The organism is Streptomyces sp. NPDC045026 (assembly GCF_056432625.1).
Genome location: NZ_JBWKIS010000006.1, coordinates 257,595 through 274,019, shown reverse-complemented (window position 1 = coordinate 274,019; position 16,425 = coordinate 257,595). Strand labels below are relative to the sequence as shown.

15 protein-coding genes and 1 tRNA gene are annotated in these 16,425 nt (G+C 68.1%); 8 read left to right on the top strand and 8 right to left on the bottom strand.

Translation table 11 applies throughout. The features are described from left to right. Positions 1–402: 402 nt before the first annotated feature. Positions 403–939 carry a hypothetical protein gene (locus AC07EJ_RS16445; RefSeq protein WP_389487619.1) on the top strand — a complete coding sequence of 179 codons (537 nt, stop codon included), beginning with the start codon at positions 403–405 and terminating at the stop codon, positions 937–939. A 305-nt stretch (positions 940–1,244) separates the two neighbouring features. Here the strand turns inward: AC07EJ_RS16445 and AC07EJ_RS16440 are convergent. Beyond that, positions 1,245–1,328: transfer RNA gene (locus AC07EJ_RS16440), tRNA-Leu, on the bottom strand. Between the two features lie 509 nt (positions 1,329–1,837). Here AC07EJ_RS16440 and AC07EJ_RS16435 point away from each other — a divergent pair. The 6 genes from AC07EJ_RS16435 (at position 1,838) to pknB (ending at position 10,062) form a co-directional block, all read left to right on the top strand. Beyond that, positions 1,838–2,734 carry an FhaA domain-containing protein gene (locus AC07EJ_RS16435; RefSeq protein ID WP_389487617.1) on the top strand — a complete coding sequence of 299 codons (897 nt, stop codon included), beginning with the start codon at positions 1,838–1,840 and terminating at the stop codon, positions 2,732–2,734. A gap of 10 nt (positions 2,735–2,744) precedes the next feature. Beyond that, complete coding sequence (locus tag AC07EJ_RS16430) at positions 2,745–3,275, top strand: FHA domain-containing protein FhaB/FipA (RefSeq protein ID WP_389487615.1); 531 nt, start codon at positions 2,745–2,747, stop codon at positions 3,273–3,275. An 87-nt stretch (positions 3,276–3,362) separates the two neighbouring features. Further along, a complete protein-coding gene (locus AC07EJ_RS16425) occupies positions 3,363–4,961 on the top strand; it encodes a Stp1/IreP family PP2C-type Ser/Thr phosphatase (protein WP_389487633.1) in 1,599 nt (532 codons plus the stop codon). A gap of 26 nt (positions 4,962–4,987) precedes the next feature. Further along, positions 4,988–6,436, top strand: coding sequence for an FtsW/RodA/SpoVE family cell cycle protein (locus AC07EJ_RS16420; RefSeq protein ID WP_389487613.1), 1,449 nt, complete (start codon positions 4,988–4,990; stop codon positions 6,434–6,436). Next, positions 6,433–7,899, top strand: a complete 1,467-nt coding sequence (locus tag AC07EJ_RS16415) for a peptidoglycan D,D-transpeptidase FtsI family protein (protein WP_389487611.1) — start codon at positions 6,433–6,435, stop codon at positions 7,897–7,899. Before AC07EJ_RS16420 ends, AC07EJ_RS16415 begins: the two co-directional genes overlap by 4 nt. A 171-nt stretch (positions 7,900–8,070) precedes the next feature. Next, complete coding sequence (gene pknB, locus AC07EJ_RS16410; RefSeq protein ID WP_389487610.1) at positions 8,071–10,062, top strand: Stk1 family PASTA domain-containing Ser/Thr kinase; 1,992 nt, start codon at positions 8,071–8,073, stop codon at positions 10,060–10,062. A 113-nt stretch (positions 10,063–10,175) separates the two neighbouring features. On the opposite strand, the gene AC07EJ_RS16405 is transcribed toward pknB, so the two are convergent. The 6 genes from AC07EJ_RS16405 to AC07EJ_RS16380 all read right to left on the bottom strand — a co-directional run bounded on the left by AC07EJ_RS16405 (position 10,176) and on the right by AC07EJ_RS16380 (position 14,786). Next, entirely contained in the window at positions 10,176–10,904 is a 729-nt protein-coding gene (locus tag AC07EJ_RS16405) for a class E sortase (RefSeq protein ID WP_389487608.1), read from the bottom strand. Between the two features lie 129 nt (positions 10,905–11,033). Next, entirely contained in the window at positions 11,034–12,416 is a 1,383-nt protein-coding gene (locus AC07EJ_RS16400; RefSeq protein WP_389487606.1) for a class E sortase, read from the bottom strand. After that, positions 12,413–13,066: an aminodeoxychorismate/anthranilate synthase component II gene (locus tag AC07EJ_RS16395; protein ID WP_389487604.1), complete on the bottom strand. Its 654-nt coding sequence runs from the start codon at positions 13,064–13,066 to the stop codon at positions 12,413–12,415. The genes AC07EJ_RS16400 and AC07EJ_RS16395 overlap by 4 nt, the downstream gene beginning before the upstream one ends. Beyond that, positions 13,066–13,224, bottom strand: a complete 159-nt coding sequence (locus AC07EJ_RS16390; protein WP_389487602.1) for a hypothetical protein — start codon at positions 13,222–13,224, stop codon at positions 13,066–13,068. The genes AC07EJ_RS16395 and AC07EJ_RS16390 overlap by 1 nt, the downstream gene beginning before the upstream one ends. A 31-nt stretch (positions 13,225–13,255) precedes the next feature. Then, positions 13,256–13,984, bottom strand: coding sequence for a class E sortase (locus AC07EJ_RS16385; RefSeq protein WP_393584101.1), 729 nt, complete (start codon positions 13,982–13,984; stop codon positions 13,256–13,258). Positions 13,985–14,000: 16 nt separating this feature from the next. Beyond that, on the bottom strand, positions 14,001–14,786 hold the full coding sequence (locus tag AC07EJ_RS16380; RefSeq protein WP_389487598.1) for a DUF881 domain-containing protein: 786 nt from the start codon (positions 14,784–14,786) through the stop codon (positions 14,001–14,003). 141 nt (positions 14,787–14,927) lie between these two features. On the opposite strand from AC07EJ_RS16380, the gene crgA reads away from it, so the two are divergent. Next, a complete protein-coding gene (gene crgA / locus AC07EJ_RS16375) occupies positions 14,928–15,185 on the top strand; it encodes a cell division protein CrgA (protein WP_383890139.1) in 258 nt (85 codons plus the stop codon). Between the two features lie 267 nt (positions 15,186–15,452). On the opposite strand, the gene AC07EJ_RS16370 is transcribed toward crgA, so the two are convergent. Further along, positions 15,453–16,346, bottom strand: a complete 894-nt coding sequence (locus AC07EJ_RS16370) for a rhomboid family intramembrane serine protease (protein WP_389487596.1) — start codon at positions 16,344–16,346, stop codon at positions 15,453–15,455. Positions 16,347–16,425: the final 79 nt, after the last annotated feature.

Sequence of the window (16,425 nt, the reverse complement as noted above, 5' to 3'; positions counted from 1 at the left end):
CGCTCCGTGGGCGTCGTCATCATCGACCGAACCGGTCGTTTTCGCCTGTTCGATGGCGTGACGTTTCCGCCAGGAGCAGCCCCGGTGGCGCGCCACGTCGACGATCACGGCACCTCGGAACGGGCGGCTTACGCGGAAGCGTCCGAGGAACTCGGACTCACTGTGCGTGACTTGGAGATGTTCGCGGAGGGGCGGCGGGGAAACCCGTGCCGCCGAACCCCCGGCGCATGGGCCTGCGGTGGTTCGCAACGCTGAGGTCCGGCACCGTACCGGACACAGACCCGGCCTTTGTGGGCGATGCCATGCGTCCCTGCGTAGCCCCTCGGCATCACACTGGCCGTACTCCTCGCCGGATGCCTCATCCGACCAAGTGCTCCTCGCAGGACCTGGTACTGCCCCTCCATGCCGCAGCCGCTGATCGACGCGACCCGGGACCTGTACGCAGGCCGCATCGGCCGCGAGACCTGGATCCGGCTCATCGAGGCCCGCAGAGCTCACCGCCTGGTGCCCAAGGAGCACGAGGACAACGAGGGCCATCGGCGTGTGATGTGTCCCGCAGAGGCCGGCAAGGTCCAGTGCCCCATCAAGAGCCGGTCCATGGGCAGAGGCGTCCAGCTGCCGCTCGTCGACCCGGAGCCGAGCCCCGCAGGCCCGCTCAAGGTCTGCCGCCGGCGCAGCATCACCCTGGCTCCCGCCGAAGGGTCCAAGCACTGGCAGGCCCTCGAGTACGGGGGCGAGCAATGGCAGAAGGTCTACTTCCGGCTGCGCAACAGCGTCGAGAGATACAACGGTTACGCAAAAAGTCCCCTCGCCGAAGCCATGGAGGCCGCCGGGGGGCGACGGATCCGCGGCATCGCCGCTCAGACCGTGCTGCTCGTCTTCCAATGGCTCACGCCAACCAACGGAAGATCAAAAACTGGACCGAGACCCTGGCGCTGAGCGGAGAACGCCCGCGCGGACGGACCCACCATCGCCGGACGACCAAGCCGCTCGGAGCCTGGACCCCGACCGACCGTCCATCACCAACAACGCAGGCATCCGACGCTCATCCGAAGCACCCGGCGGACAACATCAGAGCCCCCGCCCCGACCGACCGGTCACAGGCGAGGGCTCTTGTGTGTTCAATGCCACTCTTACAAGCCAGCACTGGCTACCGAGCCGCAGCAAGCGGCCCGATCAACGAGAAACGGGCCCCACCAGGACTTTCGTCACTGGTGAAGACCCGTTTCGTCGGTTCTTCTTTGTGCGCGAGGGGGGAGTTGAACCCCCACGCCCTTTCGGGCACTGGAACCTGAATCCAGCGCGTCTGCCTATTCCGCCACCCGCGCATTGGGTGTGCCTTCCGGTCCCTCACCCTTTTGGGGTGAGCGCCTTCCGACATCCAGAAGATTAGCACGCTGCCGAGGGTGGATTCACATCCGTTTCCGAGGGCACCCGCTGGGCATGCCCACCCCCGCTGACCTCGCATCCGACACAGTCCGCCAGCAGTCCTGAGCACTCCGCCGACAGCTCTGAGCGCTCCGCCAGAGCTCCGCCGGCAGTCCGAAGCCTTCCGAAAGCCCCCGGAGAGATCCGCCCCGCAACCCCGCCGCCGACTCCGTACGCACGTTCACCCCGCCCCGAACCCGTCCCCGAACCCTCGGCCCGCACCCCGCCTTCCCTGTCCACTCCCGGCTCCACTGCCGCGTGCGGGACACTGTCCAGGTACCCCCTCTACGATCCAGCTGTGAGGGTCGACACTCATCGACCGGGCTGACAGGGGGAACCAGCCGATTTCCCGGCGCGTGGATACGATCAGTAAGCAGTACCAGGACGAAAACGAAGGAGGAGGTGCCCCATGGGAGTCCTGAAGAAGTTCGAGCAGCGTCTCGAGGGTCTGGTCAACGGCACCTTCGCCAAGGTGTTCAAGTCCGAGGTCCAGCCCGTCGAGATCGCCGGCGCCCTCCAGCGCGAGTGCGACAACAACGCGACGATCTGGAACCGCGAGCGGACCGTCGTCCCCAACGATTTCATCGTGGAGCTGAGTACGCCGGACTTCGAGCGCCTCAGCCCCTACTCCGGGCAGCTCGGCGACGAGCTGTCCGGCATGGTGCGCGACTACGCGAAGCAGCAGCGCTACACCTTCATGGGCCCGATCAAGGTCCACCTGGAGAAGGCGGACGACCTGGACACGGGTCTGTACCGGGTACGCAGCCGCACGCTCGCGTCGAGCACCGACCAGCAGCAGTCCCAGTCCTCCCAGCAGCCGCCGCAGTCCGGCCGGGGTCCCGCTTCGGCGCCCCCGGCGGCGGGCGGAGGCTACGGTTACCCGCCGGCGGCGAACGCTGCCGCGGGGTACACCCAGCCGCCGGCGAGCGCGCCGCCGATGCCCGCGGGGCCGCCTCCGGGCCGCCCCACGCAGGCCCCGGCGGGAGCTCGGCCGCGGAACCAGGCGGGACCGCTGCCCGGCGCCCAGGTACGTCACTGGATCGAGATCAATGGCACACGTCATCAGATCTCGCGCCCCACGCTGGTCCTCGGCCGCAGCACAGAAGCCGATGTGCGGATCGACGACCCCGGCGTCTCTCGCCGGCACTGTGAGATTCGGACCGGAACGCCCTCGACGATCCAGGATCTCGGGTCCACCAACGGCATCGTGGTGGACGGGCAGCACACCACCCGCGCTACGCTCCGCGACGGCTCGCGGATCGTCGTGGGCAGTACCACCATCATTTACCGGCAAGCCGAAGGGTGAAGCGGGGGCAATGTCAGAGCTGACCCTTACGGTCATGCGGTTGGGTTTCCTGGCCGTTCTGTGGCTGTTCGTGATCGTGGCCGTCCAGGTCATCCGCAGCGACCTGTTCGGCACGCGCGTCACCCAGCGCGGATCGCGTCGTGACAGCGGGCGCCAGCAGCAGGCTGCGGCCCGCCAGGCCGCGCCGCCGCAGCAGCGCGCCCAGCAGCAGACCAGCGGTGGAGGCGGCGGGCGGCAGCGCCGCGGCGCCCCCACGAAACTCGTCGTCTCCGAGGGCACCCTCACGGGCACCACGGTGGCGCTGCAGGGCCAGACCATCACGCTGGGCCGTGCGCACGATTCGACGATCGTCCTCGACGACGACTACGCGTCGAGCAAGCATGCCAGGATCTACCCGGACCGGGACGGACAGTGGATCGTGGAGGACCTCGGGTCCACCAACGGCACCTATCTCGACCGGGCCCGGCTGACCACCCCGCAACCGATTCCGCTGGGCGCGCCGATCCGCATCGGCAAGACCGTCATCGAGCTGCGGAAGTAGTACGACAATGAGCGAGCGGAGCGAGCGAGCCGACGCGGTCCCCCAAGACCTGAGCGCGCTCCCGACCGGAGGGTGGGCACCGTGCGGATGTACCCGGAGCCGACGGGCGAGGTGCGCATGAGTCTGTCACTGCGCTTCGCCGCCGGATCGCACAAAGGCATGATCCGCGAGGGGAACGAGGACTCGGGCTACGCCGGTCCCCGCCTGCTCGCGATCGCCGACGGCATGGGCGGTCAGGCCGCCGGTGAGGTCGCCTCGTCGGAAGTGATCTCGACGATCGTCGCGCTCGACGACGACGTTCCCGGCTCCGACATCCTCACGTCGCTCGGCACGGCCGTACAGCGGGCCAACGACCAGCTGCGGATGATGGTCGAGGAGGACCCCCAGCTGGAAGGCATGGGGACGACCCTGACCGCTCTGCTGTGGACGGGGCAGCGCCTCGGTCTCGTACACGTCGGCGACTCGCGCGCGTATCTGCTGCGCGACGGTGTGCTGACGCAGATCACACAGGACCACACCTGGGTGCAGCGCCTCGTCGACGAGGGGCGGATCACCGAGGAAGAGGCCACCACCCACCCGCAGCGTTCGCTCCTGATGCGGGCGCTCGGCAGTGGTGACCATGTCGAGCCCGACCTCTCCATCCGCGAAGTGCGGGCCGGCGACCGGTACTTGATCTGCTCCGACGGCCTGTCCGGCGTCGTCTCCCACCAGACGATGGAGGAGACCCTCGCCAGTTACCAGGGCCCGCAGGAGACCGTGCAGGACCTGATCCAGCTCGCGCTGCGCGGCGGTGGCCCGGACAACATCACGGTGATCGTGGCGGACGTCCTGGACATCGACAGCGGTGACACGCTCGCCGGTCAGCTGTCCGACGCGCCGGTCATCGTGGGTGCGGTCGCCGAGAACCAGCAGCACCAGCTGCACGACGGCGGTGCGATGCAGACCCCCGCGGGCCGTGCGTCGGAGCTCGGCCGCGGGTCCGGCAGGCCGGTGCCCGGGCAGGGCGGCGGCGGTGGCGGTGGCGAGTTCGGTCCGCCCGGCAGCGGCGACCCGGCCGGTTACGCCCCCGAGGGGAGCTTCGGCTCGTACGGGGACGACGACTTCGTCAAGCCGCGGCGCGGCCGTAAGTGGCTCAAGAGATCCTTCTTCATCGCCCTGGCGCTGGCCGTCGTGGGCGGTGGCCTGTACGGCGGCTACCGCTGGACGCAGACGCAGTTCTACGTCGGTTCGAGCGACTCGCATGTCGCGCTGTACCGCGGCATCAGCCAGGACCTGGCGTGGGTGAGTCTGTCGAAGGTCGAGAAGGACCACCCAGAGATCGAACTCAAGTACCTGCCGCCGTACCAGCGCAAGCAGGTCGAGGCGACGATCACCGAGGGCAGCTTCGGTGACGCCAAGGACAAGATCGGCGAGCTGTCGCTGCAGGCCTCGGCCTGCCGGAAGGACGCCGAGCGCCGCCAGGCGGAGAACGAGCAGAACGCGAAGACCGGCGAGGGCGAGGCGGGTGGCACCACAGGCGCCACCAAGACGTCTTTCACCACGTCGCGCACCTCGGCGAAGACAGCGCCGAGTCCGACACCCACGCCGTCCGGGACGGCCAAGTCCAAGACCGCACCGACGCCCACACCTGGCCCCAGCCTCTCGGAGGATGAGCAGAAGCTGGTCCCGCTGTGCGGTAAGCAGTAAGCAGCCGTTGGGGGCCTTTGCACGCCATGAGCAGTAGCACTACACACACGTCGACCATCGGCGCGATCGGTGCGCCGAGCCGGCGCAACACCGAGCTCGCGCTCCTCGCGTTCGCCGTCGTCATCCCCGTTTTCGCGTACGCGAACGTGGGCCTGGCGATCGACGGCACGCTGCCCGCCGGGCTTCTCGGTTACGGGCTCGGCCTCGGCCTGCTCGCGGGCGTCGCGCACATCGTCGTACGCCGGTTCGCGCCGTACGCCGATCCGCTGCTCCTGCCGATCGCGACCCTGCTCAACGGCTTGGGTCTGGTCATCATCTGGCGCCTGGACCAGTCGGAGCGCCTGCAGCAGCTGGCGAAGACGCAGTACGGGTCGTTCAGCCCGGACGCGCCGAAGCAGCTGATGTACTCCGCGATCGGCATCGCCCTGTTCGTGGGCGTGCTCATGCTGCTCAAGGATCACCGCATCCTGCAGCGCTACACCTACATCTCCATGGTGGGCGCCCTGATCCTGCTGCTGCTGCCGCTCGTGCCGGGTCTCGGCATGAACGTGTTCGGCGCGAAGATCTGGATCCACGTCGGCGGGTTCTCCATCCAGCCCGGTGAGTTCGCGAAGATCGTCATCGCGGTGTTCTTCGCGGGCTATCTGATGGTCAAGCGGGATGCGCTCGCGCTGGCCAGCCGCCGCTTCATGGGCCTGTACCTGCCGCGCGGCCGTGACCTCGGGCCGATCATCGTGGTCTGGGTGATGTCGATCCTGATCCTCGTCTTCGAGACGGACCTCGGTACGTCGCTGCTGTTCTTCGGCATGTTCGTCGTGATGCTGTACGTCGCCACGGAGCGCACCAGCTGGATCGTGTTCGGTCTGGTGATGTCGGCGGTCGGCGCGGTCGGAGTCGCCAGCTTCGAGCCGCACATCCAGACACGCGTCCAGGCCTGGCTCGACCCGATGCGTGAATTCATGCTCAGTCGCGCCGGGACCAACGACGGCGTCATCCACTCCGAGCAGGCGATGCAGGCGCTGTGGGCGTTCGGCTCCGGTGGCGTACTCGGCACGGGCCTCGGCCAGGGCCACTCGGACCTGATCAAGTTCGCCGCGAACTCCGACTTCGTCCTCGCCACGTTCGGCGAGGAGCTCGGCCTCGCGGGCATCATGGCGATCCTGCTGATGTACGGGCTGATCGCCGAGCGCGGTCTGCGTACGGCGCTCGCGGCCCGTGACCCGTTCGGCAAGCTGCTCGCGGCCGGTCTGTCCGGCGCGTTCGCGATCCAGGTGTTCGTCGTCGCCGGCGGTGTCATGGGTCTCATCCCGCTGACCGGTATGACCATGCCGTTCCTCGCGTACGGCGGTTCCTCCGTGATCGCGAACTGGGCGCTGATCGGCATTCTGCTCCGTATCAGCGATACCGCGCGCCGCCCGGCGCCGGCCCCCGCCCCCAGCCCCGACGCCGAAATGACCCAGGTGGTCCGACCGTGAACAAGCCCCTGCGCCGGATCGCGATCTTCTGCGGGCTCCTCGTCCTCGCCCTGCTGATCCGCGACAACTGGCTCCAGTACGCCCAGGCCGACAAGCTGCAGTCCGACAAGCAGAACCCGCGCGTCGCCATCGAGCGGTACGCGCAGCCGCGCGGCGACATCATCGTCGACGGCAAGTCGATCACGGGTTCCGTGGCGACGGACGGCACCGACCTCAAGTACAAGCGGACCTGGAAGGACGGGCCCATGTGGGCGCCCGTCACCGGGTACGCCTCCCAGCTGGTCGGCGCGAGCCAGATCGAGTCCATCGAGGACGGCATCCTCACCGGCAACGACGACCGGCTGTTCTTCCGCCGCACCATGGACATGATCACCGGCAAGAAGAAGGAGGGTGGCAACGTCGTCACCACCCTCAACGCCGCCGCGCAGAAGGCCGCGTACGACGGTCTCAAGAACCGTGGCAAGGGTGCCGCCGTCGCGATCGACCCGAAGACCGGTGCGATCCTCGCGATGGCGTCGACGCCTTCGTACGACCCGTCGTCGTTCGCCGGCATCCTCCAGAAGGACGGCGACACCTTCGGCAAGCTCGACAAGAACAAGGACAAGCCGCTCACGAACCGCGCGCTGCGCGAGACGTACCCCCCGGGTTCCACCTTCAAGATCGTGACCGCGGCGGCCGCCCTTGAGCACGGTCTCGTCAGGGACCCCGACCAGAAGACCGATACGCCGCTGCCGTGGATCATGCCCGGCACGACGACGCCGCTGAAGAACGAGGGCAACATCCCTTGCGAGGACGCGACGCTGCGGGTGGCGCTTCGCTACTCCTGCAACACCGTCTTCGGCAAGATCGGCGCGGACCTCGGCAACGACAAGATGCTGGAGACGGCGGAGAAGTTCGGCTTCAACAAGGAGCAGTTCACGCCGGTCCGCTCGAACGCGTCCGTGTTCTCCGACAACATGAACACGTCGCAGACGGCGCTCTCCTCGATCGGCCAGTACAACACCGCGGCGACGCCGCTGCAGATGGCGATGGTGGCCTCCGCGGTCGCCAATGACGGCAAGCTCATGGAGCCGTACATGGTCAGCGAGCTCCAGGCGCCGAGCCTCGACACGATCGAGCAGCACACGCCGAAGGAGATGAGCCGGCCGCTGTCGGAGAAGAACGCCCAGATCCTCCAGTCGATGATGGAGACGGTCGTCAGCGAGGGCACCGGTACGAACGCGCAGATCCCCGGCTACACGGTCGGCGGAAAGACGGGTACCGCCCAGCACGGCCTCAACAACAGCGAGAAGCCGTACGCCTGGTTCCTCTCGTACGCGAAGGCCAAGGACGGCAGCTCGCCGGTCGCCGTGGCCGTGGTCGTCGAGGACGGCAGCGCGAACCGTGACGACATCTCCGGTGGCGGTCTGGCCGCACCGATCGCCAAGAGCGTGATGAAAGCGGTACTCAACAGCAAGAAGTGAGCCCGGTCACGTGTTCTTCACATCGGTGCACGTTGCGATACCGGTCCTGTATCGGGTGACGGTTCCGGGCAGGTCAGCCACGACAGGCCGGGTACGGTATGCCCGGACAGCACACCGCCCGACCCCGCACGGGTGACGGTCGGGACCGACGGAGAGGGCTGGTAGGTAACCATGGAAGAGCCGCGTCGCCTCGGCGGCCGGTACGAGCTGGGCCAGGTGCTCGGCCGTGGTGGCATGGCGGAGGTCTATCTCGCCCATGACACCCGGCTCGGCCGCACCGTGGCGGTGAAGACGCTACGCGCCGACCTCGCGCGCGACCCGTCGTTCCAGGCCCGGTTCCGCCGGGAGGCCCAGTCGGCCGCCTCGCTCAACCATCCCGCGATCGTCGCCGTGTACGACACCGGTGAGGACTACATCGACGGGACCTCCATCCCGTACATCGTGATGGAGTACGTCGACGGGTCCACGCTGCGTGAGCTGCTGCACTCCGGGCGCAAGCTGCTGCCCGAGCGCTCCATGGAGATGACGATCGGCATCCTCCAGGCGCTCGAGTACTCGCACCGCGCGGGCATCGTCCACCGTGACATCAAGCCGGCCAACGTCATGCTGACGCGGACCGGCCAGGTCAAGGTGATGGACTTCGGCATCGCCCGCGCCATGGGCGACTCCGGCATGACGATGACGCAGACGTCGGCCGTGATCGGCACCGCCCAGTACCTCTCCCCGGAGCAGGCCAAGGGCGAGCAGGTCGACGCGCGGTCCGACCTCTATTCGACGGGCTGCCTCCTCTACGAGCTGCTGACCGTGCGGCCGCCCTTCGTGGGCGACTCCCCGGTCGCGGTCGCGTACCAGCACGTACGCGAGGAGCCGCAGCCGCCGAGCGTCTTCGACTCCGAGATCACGCCCGAGATGGACGCGATCGTCCTCAAGGCCCTCACCAAGGACCCGGACTACCGCTACCAGTCGGCGGACGAGATGCGCGCCGACATCGAGGCGTGCCTCGACGGGCAGCCGGTCGCGGCGACCGCGGCGATGGGCGCCGTCGGCTACGGCGGCCACCCCGACGACCAGCAGACGGCGATGCTGCACCCGCAGAACGGCGGCGGCCAGACGTCGATGCTGCCCCCGGTCAATCCGGACGACGGCGGCTACGGCTACGACGACCGCCCCGACCGGCGCCGTCAGAGCCAGGGCAAGAACCGTACGTCGACGATCCTGCTCGTCCTCGCGGGCGTCCTCGTCCTCGTCGGCGCGATCCTGATCGGCAAGTGGTTCATGGACGGGAGCGGAAACAACACTTCGTTCGCGGCGCCCAAGTTCGTCGGCAAGACGCTCCCCGAGGCCAGGCTCGCCGCCGAGAACACGCACCTCAAGCTCGACTCATCGAAGAAGGCGCCCTGCGAGAAGTTCCCCAAGGGCCAGATCTGCTCGCAGAGCCCGGCCGCGGGAACCGACGTCAAGAAGAACGACACCATCACGGTGACGGTGTCGACGGGTGCGCCGAAGGTGGCGGTGCCGAACGTCATCGACCGCCAGGTCGACGAGGCAACGGCGAGGCTCGAGGGTGACGGCTACCAGTTCGTCGTCGAGACCGAGCCGAAGGAGTCCAGCGCCGAACCGGGCACGGTCCTCGACCAGGACCCGCGGCCGGGCAAGGAAGTACAGAAGGGGAGCACCATCACCCTGACTGTCGCCAAGGAGAAGAAGGTCTCCACCGTGCCGGACGTCTCCAACAAGACGTGCGAGGAGGCTACGAAGCAGCTCGCGGACAACGACCTCAAGGCCAGCTGCACTGAGGAAGAGAACGCAGCCGAGGCCGGCAAGGTCTTCTCGCAGACCCCCGCGGCGGGCGGCACGGCAGAGCCGGGCTCCACGGTCTACCTGAAGGTCGCCAAGGCCGCCGAGCAGATCACGGTGCCCGGTGACATCGCCGGCAAGAAGCTGAAGGACGTACAGAAGCAGCTGACGGACCTCGGTCTCGTCCCGGCTCTGGCGACCGGTTCGCCCAACGACCCGAACGCGACGGTCGTGACGAGCCAGCCCGGCCCCAACTCGCCGGTGAACAAGGGCGACACGGTCACCCTGCTCACCACCCCGTCCACCAACCAGAACGGCGGCGGGGACAACGGCGGCGGCGGGATCTTCGGAGGCGTCCGCGGCTAGCAGGCGCCCGCCGAGCACGAACCCCGGCAACACAGAACCCCGGCACCGCGGAGGCGGTGCCGGGGTTCTGTCGTGCGGTGGTTCGGGTTCTTACGTGTGCCGGTGGCGTGCCGTCAGCGCAGCTCCGGCGGAGGCGTCCGCTTGCTGTCGACCTTGTCGACCCGCTCCAGCTCGCCCCACACCACGTAGCGGTACGTGGACGTGTAGACGGGTGTGCACGTCGTCAGCGTGATGTAGCGGCCGGGCTTCTTCACGCCCGACTCCTTGGGGACGGCGCCCAGGACCTTCACGTTGTACTTCGACGTCTCGGGGAGGATGTCGTACACCTTGTAGACGTACCACTTGTCCTTCGACTCGAAGACGATCGGGTCGCCCTTCTTGATCTTGTCGATGTTGTGGAACTTCGCGCCGTGCCCGTCCCGGTGCGCCGCGAGCGCGAAGTTGCCCTTCGCATCCGGCGGCAGCGCGGACTTGACCGGGTCGGTGTAGTAGCCGGCGACACCGTCGTTGAGGATCTTCGACGACGTGCCCTTCTCGACGAGCACTTCACCGTTCTTCATCGACGGAACGTGCAGGAAGCCGATGCCGTTCTTGGTGTCCAGCGCGCCGGGTCCGGGGTCGGACCACTGGTCGCGCACCTTGTTGCCCTGCTTGTGTGCGGCGCGGTCCGCGACCACGTTCGTCCACCACAACGAGTAGGCGACGAACAGGCCGAGGACCAGGCCCGCCGTGATGAGGAGCTCACCGAAGAGACTGACGGCGCCGGCGATGCGGCCACGGCCGCGTCGTGGCGCGGGCGGTGCCTCGCCGGCCCGCTCGTCGTGGTCGGTCGTCGCTGCCACTGCTTGTGCCCCGTCCCTGTCCCTGAACCCGTACCTGTACCTGTACCTGTTACTTGCTGCCCGTACTGCCCGTGCCGTCCGGACTGCCCCTGCGTGCCGCTGCCCCGCGTATGGCCAGCCGCTGCCCCGCTACTGCACGAGCGCGTCCGGCTTCCCCTTGCTGCGCGGCCGTTCCTCGACCATCTTGCCCCAGACGATCATTCGATACGTACTGGTGAATTCCGGCGTGCACGTGGTCAGCGTGATGTACCGGCCGGGAGCCGTGAACCCGGAGCCTTGGGGGACCGGATTGAGGACGGTCGTGTTGCTCGGCGGGGTCTGCGGAAGGATGCTCGTCATCTTGTACACGTAGTACGTGTCCTGCGTCTCGACGACGATCGGATCGCCCGGCTGGAGCCGGTTGATGTAGCGGAACGGCTCGCCGTGCGTGTTGCGGTGCCCGGCGACCGCGAAGTTGCCGGTCTTGGCGCTCGGCATCGCCGTCTCGATGCTGTCCTTGCCGTAGTGGCCCACCATGCCGCGGTCCAGGACCTTCGTCTTGCTGATGCCCTCGGCGATCGGCACGACGACGTCCAGCTTCGGGATGTGCATGATCGCGAAGCCCTGGCCGGGCGCGAACTTGTCCGGCTCGCGCTTGCCGTTCGCCCAGTCGTCCTGGAGGTGGTGCGCCGCGCTGCCCGCCTGCTGGTGGGCCCGGATGTTCGACCACCACAGCTGGTACGTGACGAAGAGCAGCATCAGCACGCCGATGGTGATGAACGTTTCGCCGATCGCCCGGCTGGCGACCTCACTGGTACTGGGCTTGCTCGCCCTGGCCGCCCTGCGCGCCTCCAGGCGGCTGCGGGGCGGAGAGGCGGGCTCCGGGGTCTGCGCGACTGCCGCCGAGTGCCTGCCGCCCTGCTTGGCGGCTTTCCTGCGCGCGGCCCGGCCACCGGTCACCACGGGCGCGGCGGAGCGCTCGCGCTCAGGGGTTCCGGAGCCGGAATCGGACTCGTTGTCGGTCTCTGCGGCTGTGTAGGCGTCTGTGTCCGGCTCGACCATTCGTCGGGCGTCCGCAGTCCGCAGGGCCACGGTCTCGTCGTCCGGGACGGGCCGCGGCGGGCTCGCCTCGTACTCGCGGACGGGCGGTACGTACGAGGGCTGCGGCGTCTGCTGTACCTGCGGCGGCTGTGGTGTGTGCTGTACCTGCGCCGACTGTGGCGTGTGCTGTTCGCCGCCGTACCAGTCCTGCGCGTAACCCTGCGGGTCGTACCACTCCTGCTCCGGCTGGGGAGACAGGTGGGGCGACGGATGGGCCTGGAGCGGCTGTTGAGGGTCCGGCCGGGGCGCCTGGGACCCGTCCGTGGCGTCCGTGTCGTCCGTGGCGCGGAACCAGGGCGAGGGATGCTGCCCGGGCAGAGGATCGTTCAGCGGGTCGTCGAGCCGCTGAACGGCCGCCTCGAACGCGCCGGCAGCCTCGTACGGTTCGTGCTCGTACGAGGCTCCCTCGCGCTCGGGGCGCAGGGCGGTCACGCCGAGGCCCTGCCCACGACCGGGGCGAGCCCGGCCGATCGTGCCACCGCGGTCTTGTCGCCGCAGGCGGCCAGCCAGTTGGCCAGCATCAGGTGACCGTGTTCCGTGAGGACGGATTCGGGGTGGAACTGCACGCCCTCGACGGGCAGTTCACGGTGGCGCAGGCCCATGATGATGCCGTCCTCGGTGCGCGCGGTGACCTCGAGTTCGTCGGGCACGGTGTCCGGCTCGGCGGCGAGCGAGTGGTAGCGCGTCGCCGTGAACGGGTCCGGCAGCCCCGCGAAGACGCCCCTGCCCTCATGCCGCACCAGGGACGTCTTGCCGTGCAGCAGCTCGGGCGCGCGGTCCACGACACCGCCGTACGCGACCTGCATTGACTGCATGCCGAGGCAGACGCCGAAGACGGGCACGCCGGTCGCCGCACAGTGGCGCACCATCTCGACGCAGACACCGGCCTGTTCGGGGGCGCCGGGGCCGGGGGACAGCAGTACGCCGTCGAAGCCGTCCTGCGCGTGCCGGGTCTCGACCTCGTCGTTGCGCAGCACCTCGCACTCGGCGCCCAGCTGGTACAGGTACTGGACAAGGTTGAAGACGAAGCTGTCGTAGTTGTCGACTACGAGAATGCGGCTGCGTCGCCTGCTCTCGCCCACTAGTTGTTCACCGTCACATCGTTGAAGGGGAGCAGGGGCTCGGCCCACGGGAAGACGTACTGGAACAGCACGTAGACCACCGCGAGGGCGAGCAGAAGCGAGATCAGTGCCCTGATCCACGTGTTTCCCGGCAGATGCCGCCAGATCCAGCCGTACATGCCGTCCCTTCCGTCGCCGTACGGCAACAGACTAACGGCGCAGGGCCTCCGGTTTCCCGGCCTCCGCGGGCTGGGTGGCATCAAGGTGCGCCCAGACGATCAGCCGGTGGCTGTGACCCCACTCCGGCTCACACGTCGTCAGCGTGAGATAGCGGCCCGGCTCCGTGTATCCGGACTTGCGCGGCACCGGGTCGATGACGGCGACATCGCTGGGCAGCGTCTTGTAGGGCTTGGTGTCGATGCGGTACGTGAACCAGGTCGTGCCGTCGGTGAGGACGACCGCGTCGCCGGGGCGCAGCTTGGGGAAGTCTTTGAACGGGTCGCCGTAGGTGCGGCGGTGGCCGGCGACGGAGAAGTTCCCCTTCTGCCCGAGCTGCGCCGTCCCCGCGTAGTGGCCGAGACCCTTCTCGAGGATGTCCGTGCCCGTCCCCTGGAGCACCGGTTTGTTCCACGTGAAACCGAGCCGCGGGATGTACATGACGGCGAACGGCTTGCCGTCCTTGTAGGGGGACGGGGCCTGGACCGGGCTCTCGTCCTGGGTGGGGCTCTGGCTCTCGCTCGGAGACGGGCCCGGCCGGGGCTGTTCGACCGCCACCGACCCCTTGGACCACTGGTCCTGGAGGGAGTCGATCTGGTGATCCATGGCACTGTCGGCCTTCACGCCGGTCCAGAACAGTACGTAGGCGACGAACAGCACGATCAGGGCGCCCACCGTGATGCACAGTTCGCTGAACGTCCTGACGACCACTCGGACCGACACAGGCTCCCCCAGGCGGCTACTCCACGGGCTTCGCGTAGTGGAGATCCACTGTGCCCGAGTAACCGGGAAGAGTCACCGCCCCGTCGTCCTCGACTTTCCAGCCGAGCCCGTAGGCGTTGACGTAGAGCATGTAGTTCTGGATCTGGGGCGAGGCGGCGACCGCCTGCTTCAGCTTCTCCGGGTCCCCGACCGCGGTGATCTTGTACGGGGGCGAGTAGACGCGGCCCTGGAGGATCAGGGTGTTGCCGACGCAGCGCACGGCGCTGGTGGCGATGAGGCGCTGGTCCATGACCTTGATGCCCTGCGCGCCGCCGTTCCACAGGGCGTTCACGACGGCCTGGAGGTCCTGCTGGTGGATGACCAGGTCGTTGGGCTGGGGCTCGGGGTAGCCGGGGAGCTTGGCGGTGGCGTTCGGCGGGGCGTCGGCGAGCGTGACCGAGACGGCCTGTCCGCGCAGCTTCTTCGTGCCGGACGCCTTCTCCAGGGCGGACAGCTTGGCGTCCTGGGCCTTGGTGCCGGCGCCGCCGCGCTCGGTGAGGGCGTCCACGTCGTCACGGATCGCACTGTTGGACTCCTCGAGCTGGCCGTTCTTGTGGCTGCGCTCCTGGATGAGGTCGGAGAGCTTCAGCAGCGAGGTGTCCGTGCGGATGTTGGTGCCCTTGGCGGTGTTGAAGCTGGTGAAGAAGATCAGCCCGGCCAGGGCGAACACGGCCACGGTCAGCAACCGCACGGGACGGAAGCGCACGCGGGGGCCGCCGCCCCCGCCGGGGGGCTCTTCCTGGGAGTCGGCAGAATTGCTCAACGTACCCTTATCTCCTTCAGCGCCGCGGAAGCACTACGCTAACGGACGCCCGGGGGAGCGCCGAGATTCCCCTTGTACGCTGCCCGGAGCCAGCCCACGTCCCCTGCGCGGCCACGCAGCGCATCGACAGGAGAGACCCTCGTGCCGAAGTCACGTATCCGCAAGAAGGCCGACTACACGCCGCCGCCGGCGTCGAAGCAGGCGGCAAACATAAAGCTGACGAATCGCGGCTGGGTAGCCCCGGTGATGCTCGCGATGTTCCTGATCGGGCTCGCCTGGATCGTCGTGTTCTACGTGACGAACGGCTCGCTGCCGCTGGACGCGCTCGGCAACTGGAACATCGTCGTGGGCTTCGGCTTCATCGCCGCTGGGTTCGGCGTTTCCACGCAGTGGAAGTAGCTCTGCTCCACGGAGTGGAAGTAGCTCTGGCCCCAGCTATCCACTGAGTTATCCACAGCTGTTTCCACAGTGGGGAAAAGGTCGGAAGATCTGTGGATAACCCGCCGGGTGTTGACGCCGGTGTGACTGACGCACCGCAGCTCGCCCACATGTTCGCCCCTTGTCCTGGCTGGGAAAACCCAGGTCAGCGACAAGGGGCACACCTGTTCCCCACCGAGTGCACAGGATCCGGCACCGTCTGTGGACAACGTCGGTCACAGACCGAGCTCAAGTGAGCTGGGACGTCCTCACAAGCACAGTGACGACCACCACTGCGAGGACGAGCGCACAGGTCCCGTACTGCACCAGTGAGCGACGCTGCCTGGGGGCGTGGACCATCGCGTACCCGACGACCACACCGGCGACGAGACCGCCGACGTGGGCCTGCCAGGCGATGTTTCCCCACGTGAACGTGAAGAGCAGATTCAGCGCAAGCAGGCCGATGACGGGACGCATGTCGTAGTTGAGGCGCCGCACCAGCACCGCGGTCGCACCCATGAGCCCGAAGACGGCTCCGGACGCACCGAGGGACTGTTCACTCGGCCCCGCGATCGCGTAGGTCAGCGCGCTGCCGGCCAGCCCCGAGACCATGTACAGCGCGATGTAGCGGGCCCTGCCGAGCGCCGCCTCCAGCGGACCGCCCAGCCACCACAGGCCCAGCATGTTGAACGCGATGTGCCACACCTCCTGGTGCGTGAACATCGACGTCACCAGTCGATACCACTCGCCGCCGGCCACGCCCTGATTCGGGACGTAGGGCGCGGGAGGCCAGGCCCCGACCAGGACGAGGTCGGAGAGCAGCCTGCCCCACACATGGACCGCGATGAACACCGCCACGTTGATCCCGATCAGGATCTTCGTGACCAGGCGCGGATCGGCCGCGATCGTGCCGCCCGTGATCGTCCTCGGCCGGCTGGCCGCCGGGCCGTGCCCCGTACCGGAACCGCCCCGCACACAGTCCGGGCACTGGAAGCCCACCGAGGCGCTGACCATGCAGTCCGGGCAGATGGGCTTGTCGCAGCGGGCGCAGCGGATCCCGGTCTCACGGTCAGGGTGCCGGTAGCAGCGGGGCGTGGCCTGCGCGTCCTGAGGACTCTGCGGACTGCCTGGCACCTGATCCATCGGAATCCCCTCGTACGAAACGTGCGCGGTCAACACATGACCCCGCCCATCCTTACGGATGAGCGGGGCGTAATGGTTC

Excerpts from the sequence above, each read along its gene's own strand:
- AC07EJ_RS16445 (WP_389487619.1), top strand. The coding sequence starts at position 403 with ATGCCGCAGCCGCTGATCGACGCGACCCGGGACCTGTACGCAGGCCGC.
- AC07EJ_RS16435 (WP_389487617.1), top strand. The coding sequence starts at position 1,838 with ATGGGAGTCCTGAAGAAGTTCGAGCAGCGTCTCGAGGGTCTGGTCAAC.
- AC07EJ_RS16430 (WP_389487615.1), top strand. The coding sequence starts at position 2,745 with ATGTCAGAGCTGACCCTTACGGTCATGCGGTTGGGTTTCCTGGCCGTT.
- AC07EJ_RS16425 (WP_389487633.1), top strand. The coding sequence starts at position 3,363 with ATGTACCCGGAGCCGACGGGCGAGGTGCGCATGAGTCTGTCACTGCGC.
- AC07EJ_RS16420 (WP_389487613.1), top strand. The coding sequence starts at position 4,988 with ATGAGCAGTAGCACTACACACACGTCGACCATCGGCGCGATCGGTGCG.
- pknB (WP_389487610.1), top strand. The coding sequence starts at position 8,071 with ATGGAAGAGCCGCGTCGCCTCGGCGGCCGGTACGAGCTGGGCCAGGTG.
- AC07EJ_RS16390 (WP_389487602.1), bottom strand. The coding sequence starts at position 13,224 with ATGTACGGCTGGATCTGGCGGCATCTGCCGGGAAACACGTGGATCAGG.
- AC07EJ_RS16370 (WP_389487596.1), bottom strand. The coding sequence starts at position 16,346 with ATGGATCAGGTGCCAGGCAGTCCGCAGAGTCCTCAGGACGCGCAGGCC.